This window comes from Streptomyces sp. NPDC050625 (genome assembly GCF_040654755.1).
Taxonomy (GTDB): domain Bacteria; phylum Actinomycetota; class Actinomycetes; order Streptomycetales; family Streptomycetaceae; genus Streptomyces.
In genome coordinates this window covers 1-16,193 of record NZ_JBFAIQ010000008.1, presented here as the reverse complement: position 1 = coordinate 16,193, position 16,193 = coordinate 1, and the positions used below count along the sequence as shown (strand labels likewise).

Below are 16,193 nucleotides of genomic sequence, written 5' to 3'. Positions count from 1 at the left end.
AGGAAGCAGGTGGCATCCCGGATGTTCGACCGGTACTACGACCAGCTGGAGGTGGGGGACCGGCGTGAGTTCACCGGTCTCACCATCACGGAGACCCACGTGGTGAACTTCGCCGGCGTGACCGGCGATCACTTCGGGCTGCACATGGACGCCGAGTACGCCAAGTCCACTCCGTTCGGGCAACGGGTCGCGCACGGGCTGCTCGTACTGTCGTGCGGCGCCGGCCTCATCCCGTTGCTTCCCGGGCGGGTCCTGGCCTTCCTGGGCATGGAGGAGGTCAAGTTCCGGGCGCCCTGCTTCTTCGGGGACACTGTCCATCCGGTCATGGAGGTCCTGGAGAAGAAGGACAAGGCGCCCGGTGGGGTCGTGACACTCAAGGAAGACATCCTCAACCAGCGTGGCGAGGTGGTGATCTCGGCGCGGATCAGCGTCTGGGTCGGCTCCCGCCCCGTCGAGGACGTCGCGTAGGGGGCCCGCGGTGTCGTGGGGGAACTCGCGCGTCTGCTGCTCCGGCGTGTGGCAAAATTGCTACGCTTAACGAGATCCGTTAAATATTCATCCATCACTACGCATCAGGAAGGGGCACGCCATGGCAGTGCGTCGCACCGCGTCCTCGCGCGAGCGATCAGCCAAGACCGATGTCGAAGCGAAGCGTGCCGGCCGAACGGGGGCCTCCACGCCGGCGTCGGGCAAGAAGCCGAAGGCCGCGAAGCGGGAGTCGCTGAGCATCGGCGAACTCGCCGAGCAGACCAAGGTCTCGACCCGCACCATCCGATACTACGAGGAGCTCGGCATCCTTCCCCCGCCGGAGCGGACGGAGGGGGGCACCCGCCGCTACCCCCGGGACTACATCTTCTACGTCGAGGGCGCACGCACCCTCAAGCAGCTCGGCTTCGGCCTCGAGGAGATCGCGGAGCTGGGCAAGTTCGCGCTGACCGGAGCCCAGGCCTCGTCCCGTACGCAGGCGATCCTCCAGGAGAAGCTCTCCGAGCTCGACCACCGCATCCGCGTGCTCACCCGTCTCTACGAGCTCGTCAACGAGGTCGCGTCCGCCCCCGGGCGCAAGAACGCCGGTTCCCCCGTGCCCGAGCTGCTGCGCTGGGTCAGTGAGGGCAATGCCAAGGGGGAGGGGCCCGACCGCGAGGCGAGCTGACGCCCACCTCACACACCGGAGCTGTCGATGGAACGCACCCTGTTCGACTCCGAGCACAATGAATTCCGGGACGCCGTACGGCAGTTCGTGAAACGGCACGTGCTGGCGCACTACGACCGCTGGGAGGCCGAAGGGCTGGTGGACCGCAAGCTGTGGCAGCTCGCCGGCGAGGCCGGGTTCCTCGGCACGGCCGTCCCCACCGAGTACGGCGGTGGGGGCGAGCCGGACTTCCGGTACAACGCCGTGCTGGTCGAGGAGTTCGCGCTGTGCGGCGCCGCCTCGCTCAGCTCCGGCTTCGGGCTGCACAACGACGTGGTCGCCCCGTACCTGGTCGAGCTGGGCAGCGAGGAACAGAAGCGGCGGTGGCTGCCCGGCTTCTGCTCCGGCGAGCAGGTCACGGCGATCGCCATGACCGAGCCGGGCGCCGGGAGCGACCTGAAGGCAGTGTCCACCACCGCCGTCCGCGACGGCGACGCCTACGTCCTCAACGGCACCAAGACCTTCATCACCAACGGCATCCACTCCGACCTCGTCATCGTCGTGGCGAAGACCGACCCGTCGGCGGGAGCCCACGGGATCAGTCTGCTGGTGGTGGAGCGGGGCATGCCGGGGTTCGAGCGGGGCCGCAAGCTCGCCAAGGCCGGAATGCACGCCCAGGACACCGCGGAGCTGGTCTTCACCGACGTGCGCGTACCCGCGGCCAACCTCCTCGGTGAGGAGAACCGCGGCTTCTCCTATCTGATGAGGAACCTCCCGCAGGAGCGCCTGTCCATCGCCGTGGTCGCCGTCGCCGCGTCCCGGGCAGCGTTCGACTGGACCGTGGAGTACTGCCACAACCGCAAGGCCTTCGGCCGGCAGATCGGCAGCTTCCAGAACAGCCGGTTCAAGCTGGCCGAGATGGCCACCGAGATCGAGATGGCCCAGGTGTATCTGGACCGGGCGATCCTCGAACTCAACGCCGGCACGCTCACCCCCGTCGACGCGGCCAAGCTCAAGTGGTGGACCACGGAGCTGATGAAGCGGACCACGGACACGTGCGTGCAACTGCACGGCGGCTACGGATACATGGATGAATACCCCATCTCCCGGGCCTGGCGGGACGCCCGCATCCACACGATCTTCGGCGGGACGACGGAGATCATGAAGGAGATCATCGGGCGGGACCTCGGCTTCTGAGCCCCGGTTCGGCGAGCGGCGGAACACGGGCCCCGGATTCGTCCGGGGCCCGAACCGTGCCGTCAGATCGTGCGCGCCAGTTCGTACGCCTGCCGGGTGGCGAACGACATCCGGCGCGGCGCATAGGCGTCGCCCAGGATGTGCACTTCGGGCACCCGGTCGAGCAACTGGGTGTACAGCCCCGACTCCGCCTCGCCGCCACAGGCCAGCACCACCGAGTCATGGCCCCGATACTCGCGCGGCGCCCCCGAGTAGACGTTGCGCGTCAGCACCCGCCCCGGCTCGATCGAGCTCACCCGCTCCATCACCTCCACCCGGGCACCGGCCGCCGAGAGCTTGGCGAGCGGTGCCCCGATGGAGTACCTGCCCACCAGCGGGGCGATCGCGGGCGTCGGACAGACGAGGGTCACCTCGCGGCCGAGGTCGGCGAGATGACCGGCCACGGTGAGCGGCTGCATGTGGTCCTCCATCGCCACGACGAGCGTGCGCGGGCCGGTCTCCGCCCGGCCGAGCAGCACGTCGCGGCCCTCGACCACGAAGGGCTGGTCGGCGCCCGGGATCGCCGGCCGGCGGGCCCGTGCCCCGGTGGCCACCGCGACCGCGTCGAATCCGGCGGCGGCCACCTCGTCGGCCAGGGCCTCACGGCCCAGCTCCACCTTCACGCCGAGTGCCGCCAGACGCCGCTCCTGGAACTGGAGGAAGTCGCCGTACGCGGCGTTCTCCGCGGCGCGCGCCGCGATCCGCAGCTGCCCGCCCAGCTCCGCCTCCCGTTCCCACAGCTCCACCTGGTGGCCGCGCTCGGCGAGCAGCGCGGCCAGCTCCAGACCGGCGGGACCGCCACCGGCCACGAGCACTCTCCTGCCCGCCCCGGCGGGCGGCAGCGGAGGCTCGCTCTCCCGGCCGGTCCGGGGGTTGACCGAGCAGCCGAAACGCAGGCCCTCCACGACGACCCGGTGGAGGCAGTCGTTCGTGCCGATGCACGGCCTGATCTCCGCCTCCCGGCCGGTGCGTGCCTTGGCGACCAGGTCACCGTCCGCGAACATCGCGCGTGCCATGCCGACGACGTCGGCCTCCCCGTCCTCGACGATGCGCGCCGCGGCCGTCACCGTTGTCACCCGGCCGGTGTAGACGACCGGGAGGTCCAGTGCCTCCTTGAAGTGGCGCGCCAGGCCCGACCACTGGGCCACGGCGTAGTGGTGCGGCTGGATGTAGCTGGGCGCGCCCCAGTTGTTGCCCATGACGCAGTGCAGGTAGTCGACGGTCCCCGAGGCCTGCAGGGCGCGCGCGATGGCCAGTCCGCCGTCCAGTCCGTAGCCACCGTCGAAGAGTTCGTCCATGTTCAGCCGGACACCGACGGTGAGGTCCGCGCCCACCCGGCGGCGGACGGCGTGCAGCACGTCGAGCAGCAGTCGCATCCGGCGGTCGTGGTCGCCGCCGTAGGCATCGTCGCGGTGGTTGGTCGCGGGGGAGAGGAACAGCTGGAGCAGGTCCTCGTGGTTGGCGTGGAGTTCCACGCCGTCGAGCCCGGCGGCCGCGGCTTCGCCCGCGGAGAAGGCGTACTCCTCCACGAGCCGGGCGATCTCGGGCTCGGTCAGCACGTGCGGCACCTGGTTGTTGGTGTGGTTGGCCAGCACGCCCGAGGGGGAGCCGGGCATCCCGCCCTGGAGGATGAGCTGAGCCGCCGCGTAGGCGCCGGCGGCGTGCACGGCCTTGGCGTACAGGGCGGCGCGCTCGCGGAACTGCGGCAGCCGGAAGACGCCGCGGACGGTCGCGCCGAGGCCGGTCGGCTCGAAGCCGGGAATGGTGACATTGCCGACGAAGCCGTTGAGCCCGCAGATCCAGGCGGCTCCGCTCTCGGCCCGCCGGCGCCAGTAGGCGAGGTGTTCCCGGGCCTGTCGCTCACCGCCGAACAGGTCGCCCACCAGGCGGCCGTGCGGGGGCAGCATGATCCGGTTGCGCAGCTCCATCCGGCCGATACGGATCGGCCGGAACAACAGGCTGTCCCGGAGGGGTTGTTGCATCACCGTTTCTCCCTCAGTGCGGGCGGGCCGCGTGCCGGCCGGCCAGATACGCGAAGACCATGGCGGGGCCGAGTGTGCCGCCGGCTCCGCCGTAGGCCATCCCCGTGGGTGCGGCCATGGCGTTGCCGGCGGCGTACAGGCCCTCGATGACGGTTCCGTCGACCCGGAGCACCCGGCCGTCCGGCGTGGTGCGCGGACCGCCCTTGGTGCCGAGCGTGCTCGGGTGGACCCGGGCGGCGTAGAAGGGCCCGGTGGCCACGGGGCCGAGTGTGGCCCTCGGGGTGCCGTAGTACGTCTGGTCGCCGACCCACCCGTCGTACGTGCTCTCGCCGCGGTGGAAGTCGGGATCCCGTCCCTCGCGCGCGCCGTCGTTGAAACGCTGTACGGAGGTGCGGAGCGCGTCGGCGGGAACGCCGATGCGTTCGGCGAGCCCGGTGAGGGTGTCCGCCCGCAGCAGCCATTCGGGCGGCTCGGTGCCGGGCGCGCTGCCGAAGACGCCGTACCGCCGCACGCAGGCGTCGTCGAGGACGAGCCAGGCCGGGAGGTTGGCGTAGCGGAAGGAGGTGACGTCGAAGGCGTGGAACGCGGCGCCCAGGGCGTTGTAGTTGGCTGCCTCGTTGGTGAAGCGGCGCCCCTGGCCGTTGACCATCAACGTGCCGGGCAGCGTCCGCTCCCGGAGCAGCAGGGTGGGGGACGTGGAGCCGCCGGGCGTGCGGGCGAGAACGACCGGCACCCACCACGCCTCTCGCATGGCGCTGAGCCGGGCACCGAGCCTCATCGCCATCCGCAGCCCGTCGCCGGTGTTGGTGAGTACGCCGGGCGGGTGCGCGACCGGCCCGCGCAGAAAGTCCGCCACCAGGTCGGCGTCGTGCTCGAAGCCGCCGGTGGCCAGGATGACCGCCCGGTCCGCGCCGACCCGGTGGGTGCCGGTGGCGGACTCGAAGCACACGCCGTCCACGCGGTCGCCCTCGACCAGGAGCCGGGTGGCTCGCATCCCCGTGCGCGGTGTGATGCCACGGTCCAGGCAGCCCTGGAGCAGCGCCGCGACGAGGCCACGGCCCAGGCCCTCCAGGGAGGCCTTCGTGCGCCGCCGCAGGACCTCCGGGTCGAGTACGCCGGACCCGCCCCCGCCGCTCGGGATCTCGGCGACCTGCAACCGCCGCGGCTCACCCACGATCCGGTCCAGCCAGGCGTCGAGCCCGGTGGTGTCGAACAGTTCGGGTTCCAGGGAGCGGCCGCCGCCCGGCATGCCGCCGGGGTGTTCAGGGTGGTAGTCCGGGTAGCGGGGGACCAGCTTCAGTCGTAGCGGGGTCTCGTCGCGCAGCCAGGCCAGAGCGGGCCCGACGTTGTCGACGAACGCCTCCACCATCTCGCGGCGCATGCTGCCGTTGGACAGGGAGTCGAGGTAGGCGAGCGCCTGCTCGCGGCTGTCGGCGACGCCCGCCCGCGCGGCGTACGGGTTGTCCGGGGCCCAGAGGATGCCGCCGGACAGGGCGGTCGTCCCGCCCACCTCCTCGCCCTTCTCGTACAGCGCCACACGGGCCCCCGCGCAGGCGGCCGCCAGCGCTGCCGTCAGTCCGGACGCGCCCGACCCGAGCACCACCACGTCGTACCGTTCCACGGCCGTCACTCCCCTCGTCCCGCTCGCCGCACGAATCTACCTCATGCAACGTCTAACGTATAAGGTTTGATTCTTCGAGCGGGAATGGGGAGGGGAGCGTCCGGATGACGGCTCAGCCACCGGAGGTCTCGAAGCCGGCGACCGGCCCGGGCGACCGCCCCGTACCGATGCGGACCTGGATCCGGCCGGTGCTGCTGGTGATGTGCGCCTGTGGGGTCTCCCAGGGGTTCGCGCGGTTCACGTTCTCCTTCGTACTGCCCGACATGACCGCCGACGTGCTCGGCTCCTACGGCGTCGCCGGGCTGCTCGGCGGCGCCCACCTGGGGGCCTACCTGCTCGGTGTGCTCGGCACGACCACGCTGGCCCGGCGCGCGGAGGGCACCGGGCTGCTGAAGGCGGGACTGGCCTCGACGGCTCTGGGCCTGCTGCTCACCGCTGTCGCCCCGTGGACCTGGCTGCTGTTCGCCGGTCTGACACTCACCGGGCTGAGTAGTGCCGCCGTCTGGATACCGGCCCCGTCGATCGTCGCGGCACATGTGCCGCGGCACCGCAACGGGCTGGCCATCGGGCTCGTCACCGCAGGCATAGGGATCACCATCGCCATAACGGGACCGGCCGTGACACTCCTTCAGCGGCTCTTCGGGGCCGGGACCTGGCGCCCGGTGTGGGGTCTCGCCGCCACCGTGGCCGTCCTGGTGCTGGTGGCGCAGGTGCTGTTCCTCCGGCCGGTCGGCGCGCACCCCGACGCCGGGCCGGAGCGCCGGCCCCTGCGCGCCCTGTTCCCCGAGGTGCGCACGCTGCTGCTGTCGTACTTCCTGTACGGCGTGGGCTTCGCGCTCTACACCAACTACCTCATCGCCGCGCTCCAGCACGACCTCGGGTTCGACGTGGCCTCCGCGACGGGCACGTTCTCGCTGCTCGGGGTCGCCAGCATCTTCGGGGGACTGGTGGGCGGACGGCTGTCCGACAGCCTCGGCCGCAGGCGGACGCTGGTGGCCTTCCTGGCCGTCATCGGGGCGGCACCGCTCGCGGTACCGCTGCGCTGGCACGCCGCAATCCAGCTGTCGGTGCTGCTGTACGGCCTGCTGATGACCGGGATCGGCACCGTGCTCATGGCCTACCTCGGCGACCGGCAGGGGCCCGGAGACATCAGCGCGGCGTTCGGCGTCACGACGATGAGCCTCGGACTGGCCCAGTTCCTCGCCCCGCCGCTGGGCGGGCGACTGGCCGATGTCTCCGGCTCGTTCGATTCGACGTTCTATCTCGCCTCCGGCACCGCTGTGCTCGCCGCCGTCGTGTCGGCCTTCCTGCCCGACGGAGGCCGCCTGCGGGGACGCCGGCCCTGACACGGCGCCCCCGCGGGCTCTGTGCCGGGCGCGCCCGGCGGTCGGTGGGGTCAGTGGCCCGGCAGGCTCACCTTGTCCGGGTCGATCCGGATGTCGATCAGGACCGGCCGGTCCCGGGTCTGCACGGCGTCGAGCGCCTCGTCCAGCTGCTCCAGGTTCCGCACCGTGTACCCGCGCCCGCCCAGTGCCGTGGCGACCGGCCCGAAGTCCGGCCAGTCGAAGGTGGAGATGGCCGGATCCATGTTCTTGTTGCGGAACTGGATGTGCTCGGCGCCGTAGGCGGCGTCGTTGAACAGCACCACGACCAGGTCCACGCCGTGCCGCACGGCCGTGTTGAACTCGGCCAGGCCGCCCAGCATGAAGCCGCCGTCACCGGTGACCAGCAGGGTGGGCCGGCCGGGGGCGCCGAAGGACGCGCCGATCGCGTTGCCCATGCCCAGACCGATGGACCCGAAGTTGACCGTGTGGACGTACGCCGAGGGCTCGGGGCAGTGCAGCCGTGTGAACGCGTTGAAGATGAACCGGCCGCCGTCGAAGACGAGCGTACGGTCCTCGGGGAGGGCCCGGTCGATCCTGAGCATGGCCGTGCGGATGTCGACCGTCTCGCTCGTGCTCAGATCCGTGAAGTCGGCGTCGGACCGGGCGGCTAGGCGTCCGGCCAGCTCCTCGGAGGCGAATCCGGTGGGCTTGACCTCGGCCTCGTCCAGCCAGTCGACGATCGTGTCCGCCACCCTCGCCGCGTCACCGACGATGCCCGCGTCGCTCGGCGAGAACCGGTTGATGCTGTCGCGGTCGATGTCGACATGCACCAACCGCGCACCCTCCAGCACCGAACGCTCCGCGGTCGTCCACTTGTTGAGGCTCGCCCCGAACGCGATGACGCAGTCGCTGCTCAGTACGGTGTCCAGTGCCACCTCGTGGGAGAGCGTTCCGCAGATGCCGAGGTCGAACCGCTCGCCGCGGAAGAGGTCCTTCGCGCGCAGTGTCGTGGCGACCGGGGCGCCGATGCGCTCGGCCAGTCGCAGCAGCGCCGCCCTGGCCTCGGGGCTCGTGGCGCCGCGGCCCGCGAGGACGACGGGGCGTCGGGCGGCGGCGATGACGCCCACCGCCCTGTCCAGGGCGGCCGGGTCCGGGGCGACCGCCTGGTGCGGGACCAATCCCCGCTCCGGCGGCCGGTAGTCGACCTCTTCCCACTGGAACTCCACGGGAACGTCGAGGACGATCGGACGCTTCTCGAGACAGGCCCTGCGGACGGCTGTGGTGATGTCCTCGACGACGGTCTGCGGGGCGCGGACCTGCTCGAAGCCGGCCCCGGTGGGCAGCACGACGTCCCGTTGCGGGATGTTCTGGAAGTTGTCCCGGTCCACCACGGCGGTGTCACCGGCGAGGAGGAGAACGGGTGTGTGGTCCCTGACGCTCTCCACGAGGGCGGTCACGGTGTTCGTCAGGGCGGGCCCGTGGGTCACCGTCGCGACGCCGAGACGGCCCGACGTCCTGGCGTACCCGTTGGCGGCCAGCACGGCGCCCGCCTCGTTGGAGCAGGAGAGGTAGGAGCCGCCCGCCACTCGCTGGAAGCTGTCCATCATGTACAGATTGGCGTCCCCGAGGACCCCGAACACGGTCTCCACGCCGTGGTCGGCGAGTGCGCGGGCGACGGCTTCATGGAAGAGCATCACGGCTCCCTCGGTAGGTTGTTCTGCACCGTCGCAAATCTTCCCTTGTACGTCAATAGGTAGGTCCCTTACCGTAAGGGCAACCAGCGGAGCCGACCGGAGAAGGTGCGGGATGTCCGAGCCGTATGACGTGATAGTGCTGGGAACGGGAGCCGCGGGCCTCACCGCGGCGGTCACGGCCGCGCAGGGCGGGGCGCGTGTGGGCCTGTTCGAGAAGGCCGACGAGGTGGGGGGCACCACGGCGTGGTCGGGGGGACACGTGTGGATCCCGAACAACCCGTTCCAGGCCGCCGCCGGTGTCGAGGACAGTGAGGAGGAGGCGTTCACGTACATCATGTCGCTGTCCCGCGGCCTGCTCGAGGAGCGCCTGGTCCGGGCCTTCCTGAAGGCGGGGCCCGACATGGTCCGGTTCCTCGACGCCAACGCAGGCACCGACTTCCACGTCGTGACCGACTTTCCCGACTACCACCCCGAGAACCCGGGGGGAAAGCCCGGCGGAGGACGGACCATCGAGTGTCCGCTGTTCCCCTTCGACGAGCTGGGTGCGTGGCAGCACAGGGTCACCAAGAGCCCCTACTACCCGAACCAGCACGTGACGATGAGTGAGACGACCCTGGGCGCGGTCGTCCCCGAGGTGCCGTCGGAGGAGGAGTTCGCCCGCCGCGCGGTCCGCGACGAGCGGGGACGCGGGCAGGCGCTCGTCGGCCGGCTCCTGAAGGCCTGTCTCGACGCCGGGATCGAGCCGAAGGGGTCCCACCGTGCGCGCCGGCTGCTCATGACGGACGGCAGGGTCACCGGGGTGCGCTTCGACACCCCGGAGGGACCGGCCGAGTACCACGCCAGGCACGGGGTCGTGCTGGCCACCGGCGGCTTCGAGTGGAACGAGGAGTACAAGCGGGCGTTCCTGCGCGGCCCGCTCACCCATCCGGTGTCCATGCGGACGAACACCGGGGACGGCCTGTACATGGCGATGAAGGCCGGCGCCATGCTCGGCAACATGCGCGAGGCCTGGTGGATACCGGCCGCCGACCTGCCCGAGGGAATCAACGCGATGAACCGGGCGATGATCAGCGCCGACCGTACGCGCCCCCGCTCGATCATGGTGAACCGGCACGGCCGCCGCTTCACCAACGAGGCCGCGAACTACAACGCGTTCGGCGGAGCGTTCCACGTCGAGGACGTCTCCGCCTTCGAGTACGCCAACCTGCCCTGCTGGCTGATCTTCGACCAGGGCTATCTGCGGGCATACGGCACGATCGGCCCGCACCCGGCCGGCGAGGAGCCCCCGGCGTGGCTGAAGGGCTGTCAGAGCCTGCAGGCGCTCGCCGAGGATCTGGGCATCCCCGCCGAGGAACTCGAGGCGACCGTCAGCCGCTGGAACGAGAACGTGGACAAGGGCGTCGACCCCGACTTCCACCGCGGTGAGAGCGCCCACGACCGCTGGTGGGGAGACCCTGCCTACAAGCGCGACGTGCGCGGCACGCTGGGACCGCTCGACGAGCCGCCGTACTACGCGATCCCCATCAAGAGCGGGGCGCTGGGCACCAAGGGCGGGCCCCGGGTCGATCCCGACGCGCGGGTCCTCGACCTCGACGGCGAGCCGATCGAGGGCCTGTACGCGGCGGGCAACGTGATGGCGTCCCCCTTCGGCATGACCTACGGAGGCGCCGGGGGCACCCTGGCCCCGGCCATGGTCTTCGGCTACCTGGCCGCGCTCAGCCTGACCGGCGGCAGCGGCAGCTGAACGAAGGCCGGCTCACCGGCCGCGACGGCACCCCCGCCCGGGGCCCTCGAAGGGCTCCGGGCGGGGGTGCCCGATCAGTGGCCGCCGACCGCCCTTCACGCCTCCACGGGGGTGAGGACGTCAACGACCCAGGTAGGAGGACTCGATGTCCGACCAGCGGGCGAGCAGGTCCGGCGCCGTGCCCTGCGCCCGAACCCGGCCACCGGACAGGACGTAGCCGCGCCGGGCGTACTTCAGCGCCAGGTGGATGTGCTGCTCGACCATCAGCACGGCGAGCCCGCCGGACACCGCGATCTCGCGCAGCGCGTCGAAGAGGCGTTCCACGACGACCGGTGCGAGCCCCATCGACATCTCGTCGACCAGCAGCACCTCGGGATGGGCGGCCAGCGCCCTGCCGAGTGCGAGCATCTGCTGCTCGCCGCCGGAGAGCACCCCGGCCCGGTTGTTGCGGCGCTTGCGCAGCTCGGGAAAGAGCTCCAGCACGTTCAGGCCGCCCGGCCTTGCGCTCAGGCGCAGATGCTCGTCGACGGTGAGCGAGGGAAACAGCGAGCGGTCCTCGGGGATGTGCGCGAGCCGCTTGCGGGCGATGACGTGCGGGCTGAGCCGCAGCAGCGAGGTGCCGCGCAGCCGGATGTCGCCGCCGGACACGCTCACCAGCCCCGAGCACGCCAGCAGAGTCGTGGTCTTTCCCGCGCCGTTGGGTCCCAGCAGGCTCACGATCTCCCCGGCGCCCACACGGACCGAGACCCCGTGCAGGACCTCGATGTTTCCGTAGCCCGCGCGGAGGCCGGTGATGTCGAGGACCGTGGTGTCCGTCGCCGTCGCGGTCATGCCGCACCTCCCGTGCCCCGGTCCGCGCCGACCTCCGTGGCCTGGGTGCCGAGATAGGCCCGTGCGACCTCGGGGTCCTCGCGGACCGTCGCCGCGGGGCCGGAGGCGATCCGCCTGCCGAAGTCGAGTACGTGGATGTCGTCGCAGACGTTCATGATGAGATCCATGTCGTGGTCGACGAGGAGGATCGTGGTGAGGCCCTCGTCGACGAGTGCCCTGAGCTTGGCCCCCAGCGTCCGGGACTCCCCGGCGTCCAGGCCCGCGGCGGGCTCGTCGAGGAGCAGCAGCCGGGGACCGGCCGCCAGGGCGCGGGCGACGGACACCAGTCGCGCCGAGCCGTGCGACAGCTCGGAGGGGTACCGGTCGGCCGCCCAGCCGACATCGAGTCGGTCCAGCGCGTACTCCACGCCGTGCGACGCGGAGCGGTCGGTGCGGCTGGGCGCGTAGGCCTCCAGGTTCTCCCGGACGGTGAGTTCCTGGAACAACTCCAGGGACTGGAAGGTGCGCACGATGCCCGCCCGGCTTCTGCGGTGGGCCGGCCAGGAGCCGACGCTCTGTCCGTCCAGCCGGATGTCTCCCGTGCAGCGCACCATCCCGGTGATGGCGTCGATCAACGTCGTCTTGCCGGCGCCGTTGGGCCCGATCAGCCCGGTCAGGCTGCCGGGCCGGACCGCGAAGCCGACCGAGTCCACGGCGGTGACACCGCCGTAGCGGACCGTCACGCGGTCGAGTTCGAGCAGGCTCATTGTTTCCTCCCTCCCCATGGACCTGACAAACCGTCAGTTCTTCGGCGGGGTGCCGGCGACCCAGGTGAGGTCGCCCTCGGTGTCGATGAACTGGGCGAGCGCTCCGGGGTTCTCGATGACCGCCGGGGTGTACGTGCCGTCGTGGTACTCGGCGACGAGGCTGTACGGGTTGGCGATGGACGGCATGCTCTCCGGCGCGTGTGCCGGATCGCTCCGGTGGGTCATGAACCCGTCCCAGGGTTCCTTCTTCTGCAGCTGTGCGAGCACCGACTGCTTGGTGATGTCACCCTCGATCGCGGAGAGGATGTCGTAGGCGTACTGCATCGAGGACGCCGCGACCGCGGTCTGGTTGGTCAGCTCCAGGTCGGGTGCGTGCTTGCCGAGCACGTCGCGGTAGAGCTTCGCGTCCTTGCTGTCGTGGTCCGCCGGGACCGAGGAGAAGGCGTAGTAGATGCCGTCGGCCGCGTCACCAGCCGCGTCGAAGACGGCCTTGACGGCGGCCGTGGCCGAGACACCGATGGTGGCGTCGAGCCCGGTGACCTGGACGGCCTTGAACATGCGGGCGGCCGGTCCCTCGCCGACGGCCAGGATGACAGCGTCCGGCTTCTGCTTCGCGATCTTGGACATGGTGGGGGTGAAGTCCGCTGCGGCGGCGTCGAACTCGGTCATGTAGTAGTCCGTGCCGCCCAGGGACGCCCACTGCTTCTTCAGCTGTTCCCCGACCTGCTGTCCGGAGGGCGTGTTGCTGTAGGCGACGGCGAGCTTCTTCGCCCCGCTGGCGGCGAAGTGCACCGCGAGGCCGGGATAGGAGCCCGCCGCACCGGGCGTGGTGGGGAAGTTGTGGTCGCTGTTGTACTCGCCGGGGGTCACCGGCCACCCGCCGATGTTGGCGAGGCCGGCCTTCTCCATGGCGGGCAGCGCGTTCGCGCCGAACGCCAGGGAGGAGTTGTTGACGAACGCGACCACACCGGAGTCGATCAGGTTGTTCAGGCACTGGGACGTCTTGGCCGGGTCGCCGTGGTCGTCACAGCTCTTCACGACGACCGGACGCCCGTCGATGCCGCCGAGTTCCTCGTTGATGTACGTCGCCCAGGCGTCGTTCACCTGCTTGACGTTGCCGTTGGTCCAGGCGGGGTTGGTGATGGTCAGCACGGAGCCGAGCTTGACCGGATCGCCCTTGAGGCCGCCCGTGCCCGGGCCGCTGTCCTTGGAGGAGTCGGACCCGCAGGCCGCCAGGGCGAGCGTGAGCGCCACGGTGGCGACCACAGCCTGCCGGGGCCTTTGTCGACGAATGTTCATGTTCTCTCCCTGCTCCTTGTCACTTCGCGGGTACGGACGGCTCGACCGGCCAGGACCGGTCCTGCTCCTCGTGCGGCGGTGAGGGGGGACCGGCCCCGCGGGCCCGGCGGCGTCGGCGCTCCCGGACGGTGTGGGCCAGGGAGGCCAGGCCGTCGGGGTGCAGCTGGACGGAGACGAGCAGCGCGGCGCCGGCGATGACGAGGTGATAGTCGTCGAGCCCTCCGGCGGCGAGGAGCTGTGAGAACAGTCCGCCGTCGGCGCCGAGTCCGGCGAAGATCGCGCCGCTGACCATGCCGATCCCGCCGATGTAGGCCATCACGATCACGTTCAGTGACTCGAAGACGCTGAAGCGTTCGTAGGCGAAGACGTTGGCCTGGTAACCGAGCAGCGAGCCCCCTACCCCGGCCAGGAACGCGGAGGCCGCGAAGGCGCCGAGCTTGAAGCGCTTGATGTTGATGCCGGCGGCCGCGGCAGCGGCCTCGTTCTCCCGCACGGCCAGGGCGCGGCGGCCCGGCCGGGACAGTCGCACCGCGGAGATCGCGGCTGCGGCGGCGATGACGATCAGCAGGGTGAGGGTCGCGAACTGGGTGTCGCTCAGCTCGTGCCCGAACACCGTCGGCGCGTCGACGCGGTTGAAGCCCTTGTTGCCGAGCAGACGGCCGTCGGAGAAGACGGCGACCTGGCAGATGTAGGCCGCGCTGAGCGTGACCAGCGCCAGGCTCGGGCCGCGTACCCGCAGTGACGGCAGGCCCACCAGCAGCCCGAGCAGCAGGGCGATCACTCCGCTGAGCGGGAGCACCAGCAGGAACGGCACTCCGTGGCCGGACAGCAGGGCGGTCATCAGTCCACCGATCCCGGCGAAGGCGACCTGGGCGAGCGAGATCTGGCCCACGAAGCCGGTGACCAGGACGACCGAGAGCGCGATGAGGATGCCGGCGAGCGTGACCACCCCGGCGGAGAGCCAGGACGGGCGCACCGTGTGGATGAACACCAGGCCGACCACCAGCGCGACCACGGGGCCGATGATCCGGTGACGCGGCGGGAGGCTGACGGGCAGTCGCCCGCGTAGCACCTCGCCCCGGGCCGGCAGTAGCCGACCGGAGAAGATCATGGCGAGGATGACCACCAGGGCGGGGATGGCCTGGGCGCGCCCGGGACCGGTCCACAGCCAGGTGTACCAGCCGCCCTCGGAGTTCATGGCGAGCTGCAGCGCCGACTCGGCCATGCCGAGCCCCAGACCGGCGACGACGGCGACGCCGAACGAGGTGACCCGGGCGACGAGCGCCGCGCCGAAGACGGGCACCACCAGCAGGGTCAGGACCCTGGCGTCCAGGCCGGCGATCGGGCTGAGCATCACACCGGCCACCGCGGCCAGGACGAACCCCACCGCCCAGGTGAGGGCGCCGATCAGAACCGGGGACAGTCCGCTGAGTGAGGCGCCCTTCTCGCTGTCCGAGATCGCCCGGACCGCGAGACCCACCCGGGTACGGCGCGAGACGAGCGAGAGCACGACCGCGAGGACGACGGCGATCCCGGCGAGGATGATGCGGTCCCTGGGCAGGGCGATGCCCAGGACGTCGACCGGCTCCGAGGAGACCACCGAGACCGGAGTGGTGGTCCGCACGTCGAAGAGCAGGGTGGCCAGGCCCTGGAGGAGCAGCAGCAGCGCGAGCGTCGCGACGATCCGGGCCAGCACGGGGGAGTCGCGCAGCTGCCGCATGACCAGCAGGTAGAACGTGACTCCCAGGACGACCGCGAACGCGCCGGTCGCCAGTGCCGCGGGTACCACGGACCAGCCGAGGTCGTCGCGCAGTTCGAAGAAGACATAGGCGCAGATCATCGCGACCGCGCCGTGGCTGAAGTTGAGGACTCCCGTCCCCCGGTAGATCGTCACGAGTCCGAGCGCCAGCAGTGCGTAGGCACCGCCCAAGCCCAGTCCCAGAAGCGCGAATTGCACCACAGACATCTGGCGTACCTGCCTTCGACCATTGTGGAGCGATGTCGGGGAAATTATGCTTTCTGACGTTGAACGTCAATAGTTCTGTCAGGTCTGCTGTGAGGAGAGTCCCATGTCCGACGTCGCCGCGGTCAGCGCGCGGATTCGGCAGTTGGAGAAGCACCGGTGGGCGGCGTTGGTCGGATCCGACTGCGCGGCCCTCCGGGAGCTGTTCGCGGACCGGATGACCTACACCCACTCGAACGCGATGGTGGACACGAAGGACAGCTACATCCGCGCGATCGAGGACGGCACGGTCACCTATGTCGCCGTCGAGCCGTCCGACGAGGAGGTGAGGGTCTTCGGCCATGCGGCCGTGGTCACCGGGTGTGCCGTGATCGACGCCCGGGCGGGCGGGCGCGAGCAACGGACGCGGGCGCGCTACAGCGCCGTGTGGGCGCAGGAGGACGGCCGGTGGCGGTTCGTCTGCTGGCACTCCACTCCGCAGCCGGTCTGACGTGAAGCGCCGTGCGGCGGCCCCGGCCGGGACCCCCCCCCCGCGCGCGGCCCCCCCCCCGCGGGCCCGGGGGGAGGCGGCCGCGGGGCGGGGCGGGGGGGGCGGGGCGGCCCCACCCCGCCGCGGCCGC

Annotated in this window: 13 protein-coding genes; 6 read left to right on the top strand and 7 right to left on the bottom strand. The window is 71.0% G+C overall.

Annotated features, from left to right (window positions below):
* Positions 1–9 precede the first annotated feature (9 nt).
* The 3 genes from AB0I54_RS20435 (at position 10) to AB0I54_RS20425 (ending at position 2,329) form a co-directional block, all read left to right on the top strand.
* Positions 10–468 (top strand): MaoC/PaaZ C-terminal domain-containing protein, encoded by a 459-nt coding sequence (locus AB0I54_RS20435; RefSeq protein WP_363297459.1) that lies wholly within the window; start codon positions 10–12, stop codon positions 466–468.
* A gap of 121 nt (positions 469–589) precedes the next feature.
* The gene (locus AB0I54_RS20430; RefSeq protein ID WP_363297457.1) at positions 590–1,153 is read left to right on the top strand and encodes a MerR family DNA-binding transcriptional regulator; all 564 of its coding nucleotides are present in this window, start codon (positions 590–592) and stop codon (positions 1,151–1,153) included.
* Positions 1,154–1,180: 27 nt separating this feature from the next.
* Positions 1,181–2,329 (top strand): acyl-CoA dehydrogenase family protein, encoded by a 1,149-nt coding sequence (locus AB0I54_RS20425; protein ID WP_363297455.1) that lies wholly within the window; start codon positions 1,181–1,183, stop codon positions 2,327–2,329.
* 62 nt (positions 2,330–2,391) lie between these two features.
* Here AB0I54_RS20425 and AB0I54_RS20420 read toward each other — a convergent pair whose 3' ends face one another.
* Positions 2,392–4,350, bottom strand: a complete 1,959-nt coding sequence (locus AB0I54_RS20420) for an FAD-dependent oxidoreductase (RefSeq protein ID WP_363297454.1) — start codon at positions 4,348–4,350, stop codon at positions 2,392–2,394.
* Positions 4,351–4,363: 13 nt separating this feature from the next.
* Entirely contained in the window at positions 4,364–5,971 is a 1,608-nt protein-coding gene (locus AB0I54_RS20415) for an FAD-dependent oxidoreductase (protein ID WP_363297453.1), read from the bottom strand.
* A gap of 104 nt (positions 5,972–6,075) precedes the next feature.
* Between AB0I54_RS20415 and AB0I54_RS20410 the strand changes: the two genes are divergently transcribed.
* The gene (locus AB0I54_RS20410; protein WP_363297452.1) at positions 6,076–7,317 is read left to right on the top strand and encodes a YbfB/YjiJ family MFS transporter; all 1,242 of its coding nucleotides are present in this window, start codon (positions 6,076–6,078) and stop codon (positions 7,315–7,317) included.
* Between the two features lie 50 nt (positions 7,318–7,367).
* On the opposite strand, the gene AB0I54_RS20405 is transcribed toward AB0I54_RS20410, so the two are convergent.
* Complete coding sequence (locus tag AB0I54_RS20405; RefSeq protein ID WP_363297451.1) at positions 7,368–8,990, bottom strand: thiamine pyrophosphate-binding protein; 1,623 nt, start codon at positions 8,988–8,990, stop codon at positions 7,368–7,370.
* A 112-nt stretch (positions 8,991–9,102) separates the two neighbouring features.
* Here AB0I54_RS20405 and AB0I54_RS20400 point away from each other — a divergent pair, with 112 nt between their 5' ends.
* Positions 9,103–10,734 carry an FAD-dependent oxidoreductase gene (locus tag AB0I54_RS20400; RefSeq protein ID WP_363297450.1) on the top strand — a complete coding sequence of 544 codons (1,632 nt, stop codon included), beginning with the start codon at positions 9,103–9,105 and terminating at the stop codon, positions 10,732–10,734.
* Between the two features lie 120 nt (positions 10,735–10,854).
* Here the strand turns inward: AB0I54_RS20400 and AB0I54_RS20395 are convergent, their stop codons facing one another.
* The 4 genes from AB0I54_RS20395 to AB0I54_RS20380 are packed head-to-tail and all read right to left on the bottom strand — an operon-like array spanning position 10,855 to position 15,576.
* Complete coding sequence (locus AB0I54_RS20395) at positions 10,855–11,565, bottom strand: ABC transporter ATP-binding protein (protein ID WP_363297449.1); 711 nt, start codon at positions 11,563–11,565, stop codon at positions 10,855–10,857.
* Complete coding sequence (locus AB0I54_RS20390; protein ID WP_363297448.1) at positions 11,562–12,311, bottom strand: ABC transporter ATP-binding protein; 750 nt, start codon at positions 12,309–12,311, stop codon at positions 11,562–11,564. Before AB0I54_RS20390 ends, AB0I54_RS20395 begins: the two co-directional genes overlap by 4 nt.
* A gap of 33 nt (positions 12,312–12,344) precedes the next feature.
* Complete coding sequence (locus tag AB0I54_RS20385) at positions 12,345–13,610, bottom strand: ABC transporter substrate-binding protein (protein WP_363297447.1); 1,266 nt, start codon at positions 13,608–13,610, stop codon at positions 12,345–12,347.
* A gap of 19 nt (positions 13,611–13,629) precedes the next feature.
* Complete coding sequence (locus tag AB0I54_RS20380; RefSeq protein ID WP_363297446.1) at positions 13,630–15,576, bottom strand: ABC transporter permease; 1,947 nt, start codon at positions 15,574–15,576, stop codon at positions 13,630–13,632.
* A gap of 103 nt (positions 15,577–15,679) precedes the next feature.
* On the opposite strand from AB0I54_RS20380, the gene AB0I54_RS20375 reads away from it, so the two are divergent.
* Entirely contained in the window at positions 15,680–16,063 is a 384-nt protein-coding gene (locus tag AB0I54_RS20375; protein ID WP_363297445.1) for a nuclear transport factor 2 family protein, read from the top strand.
* Positions 16,064–16,193: the final 130 nt, after the last annotated feature.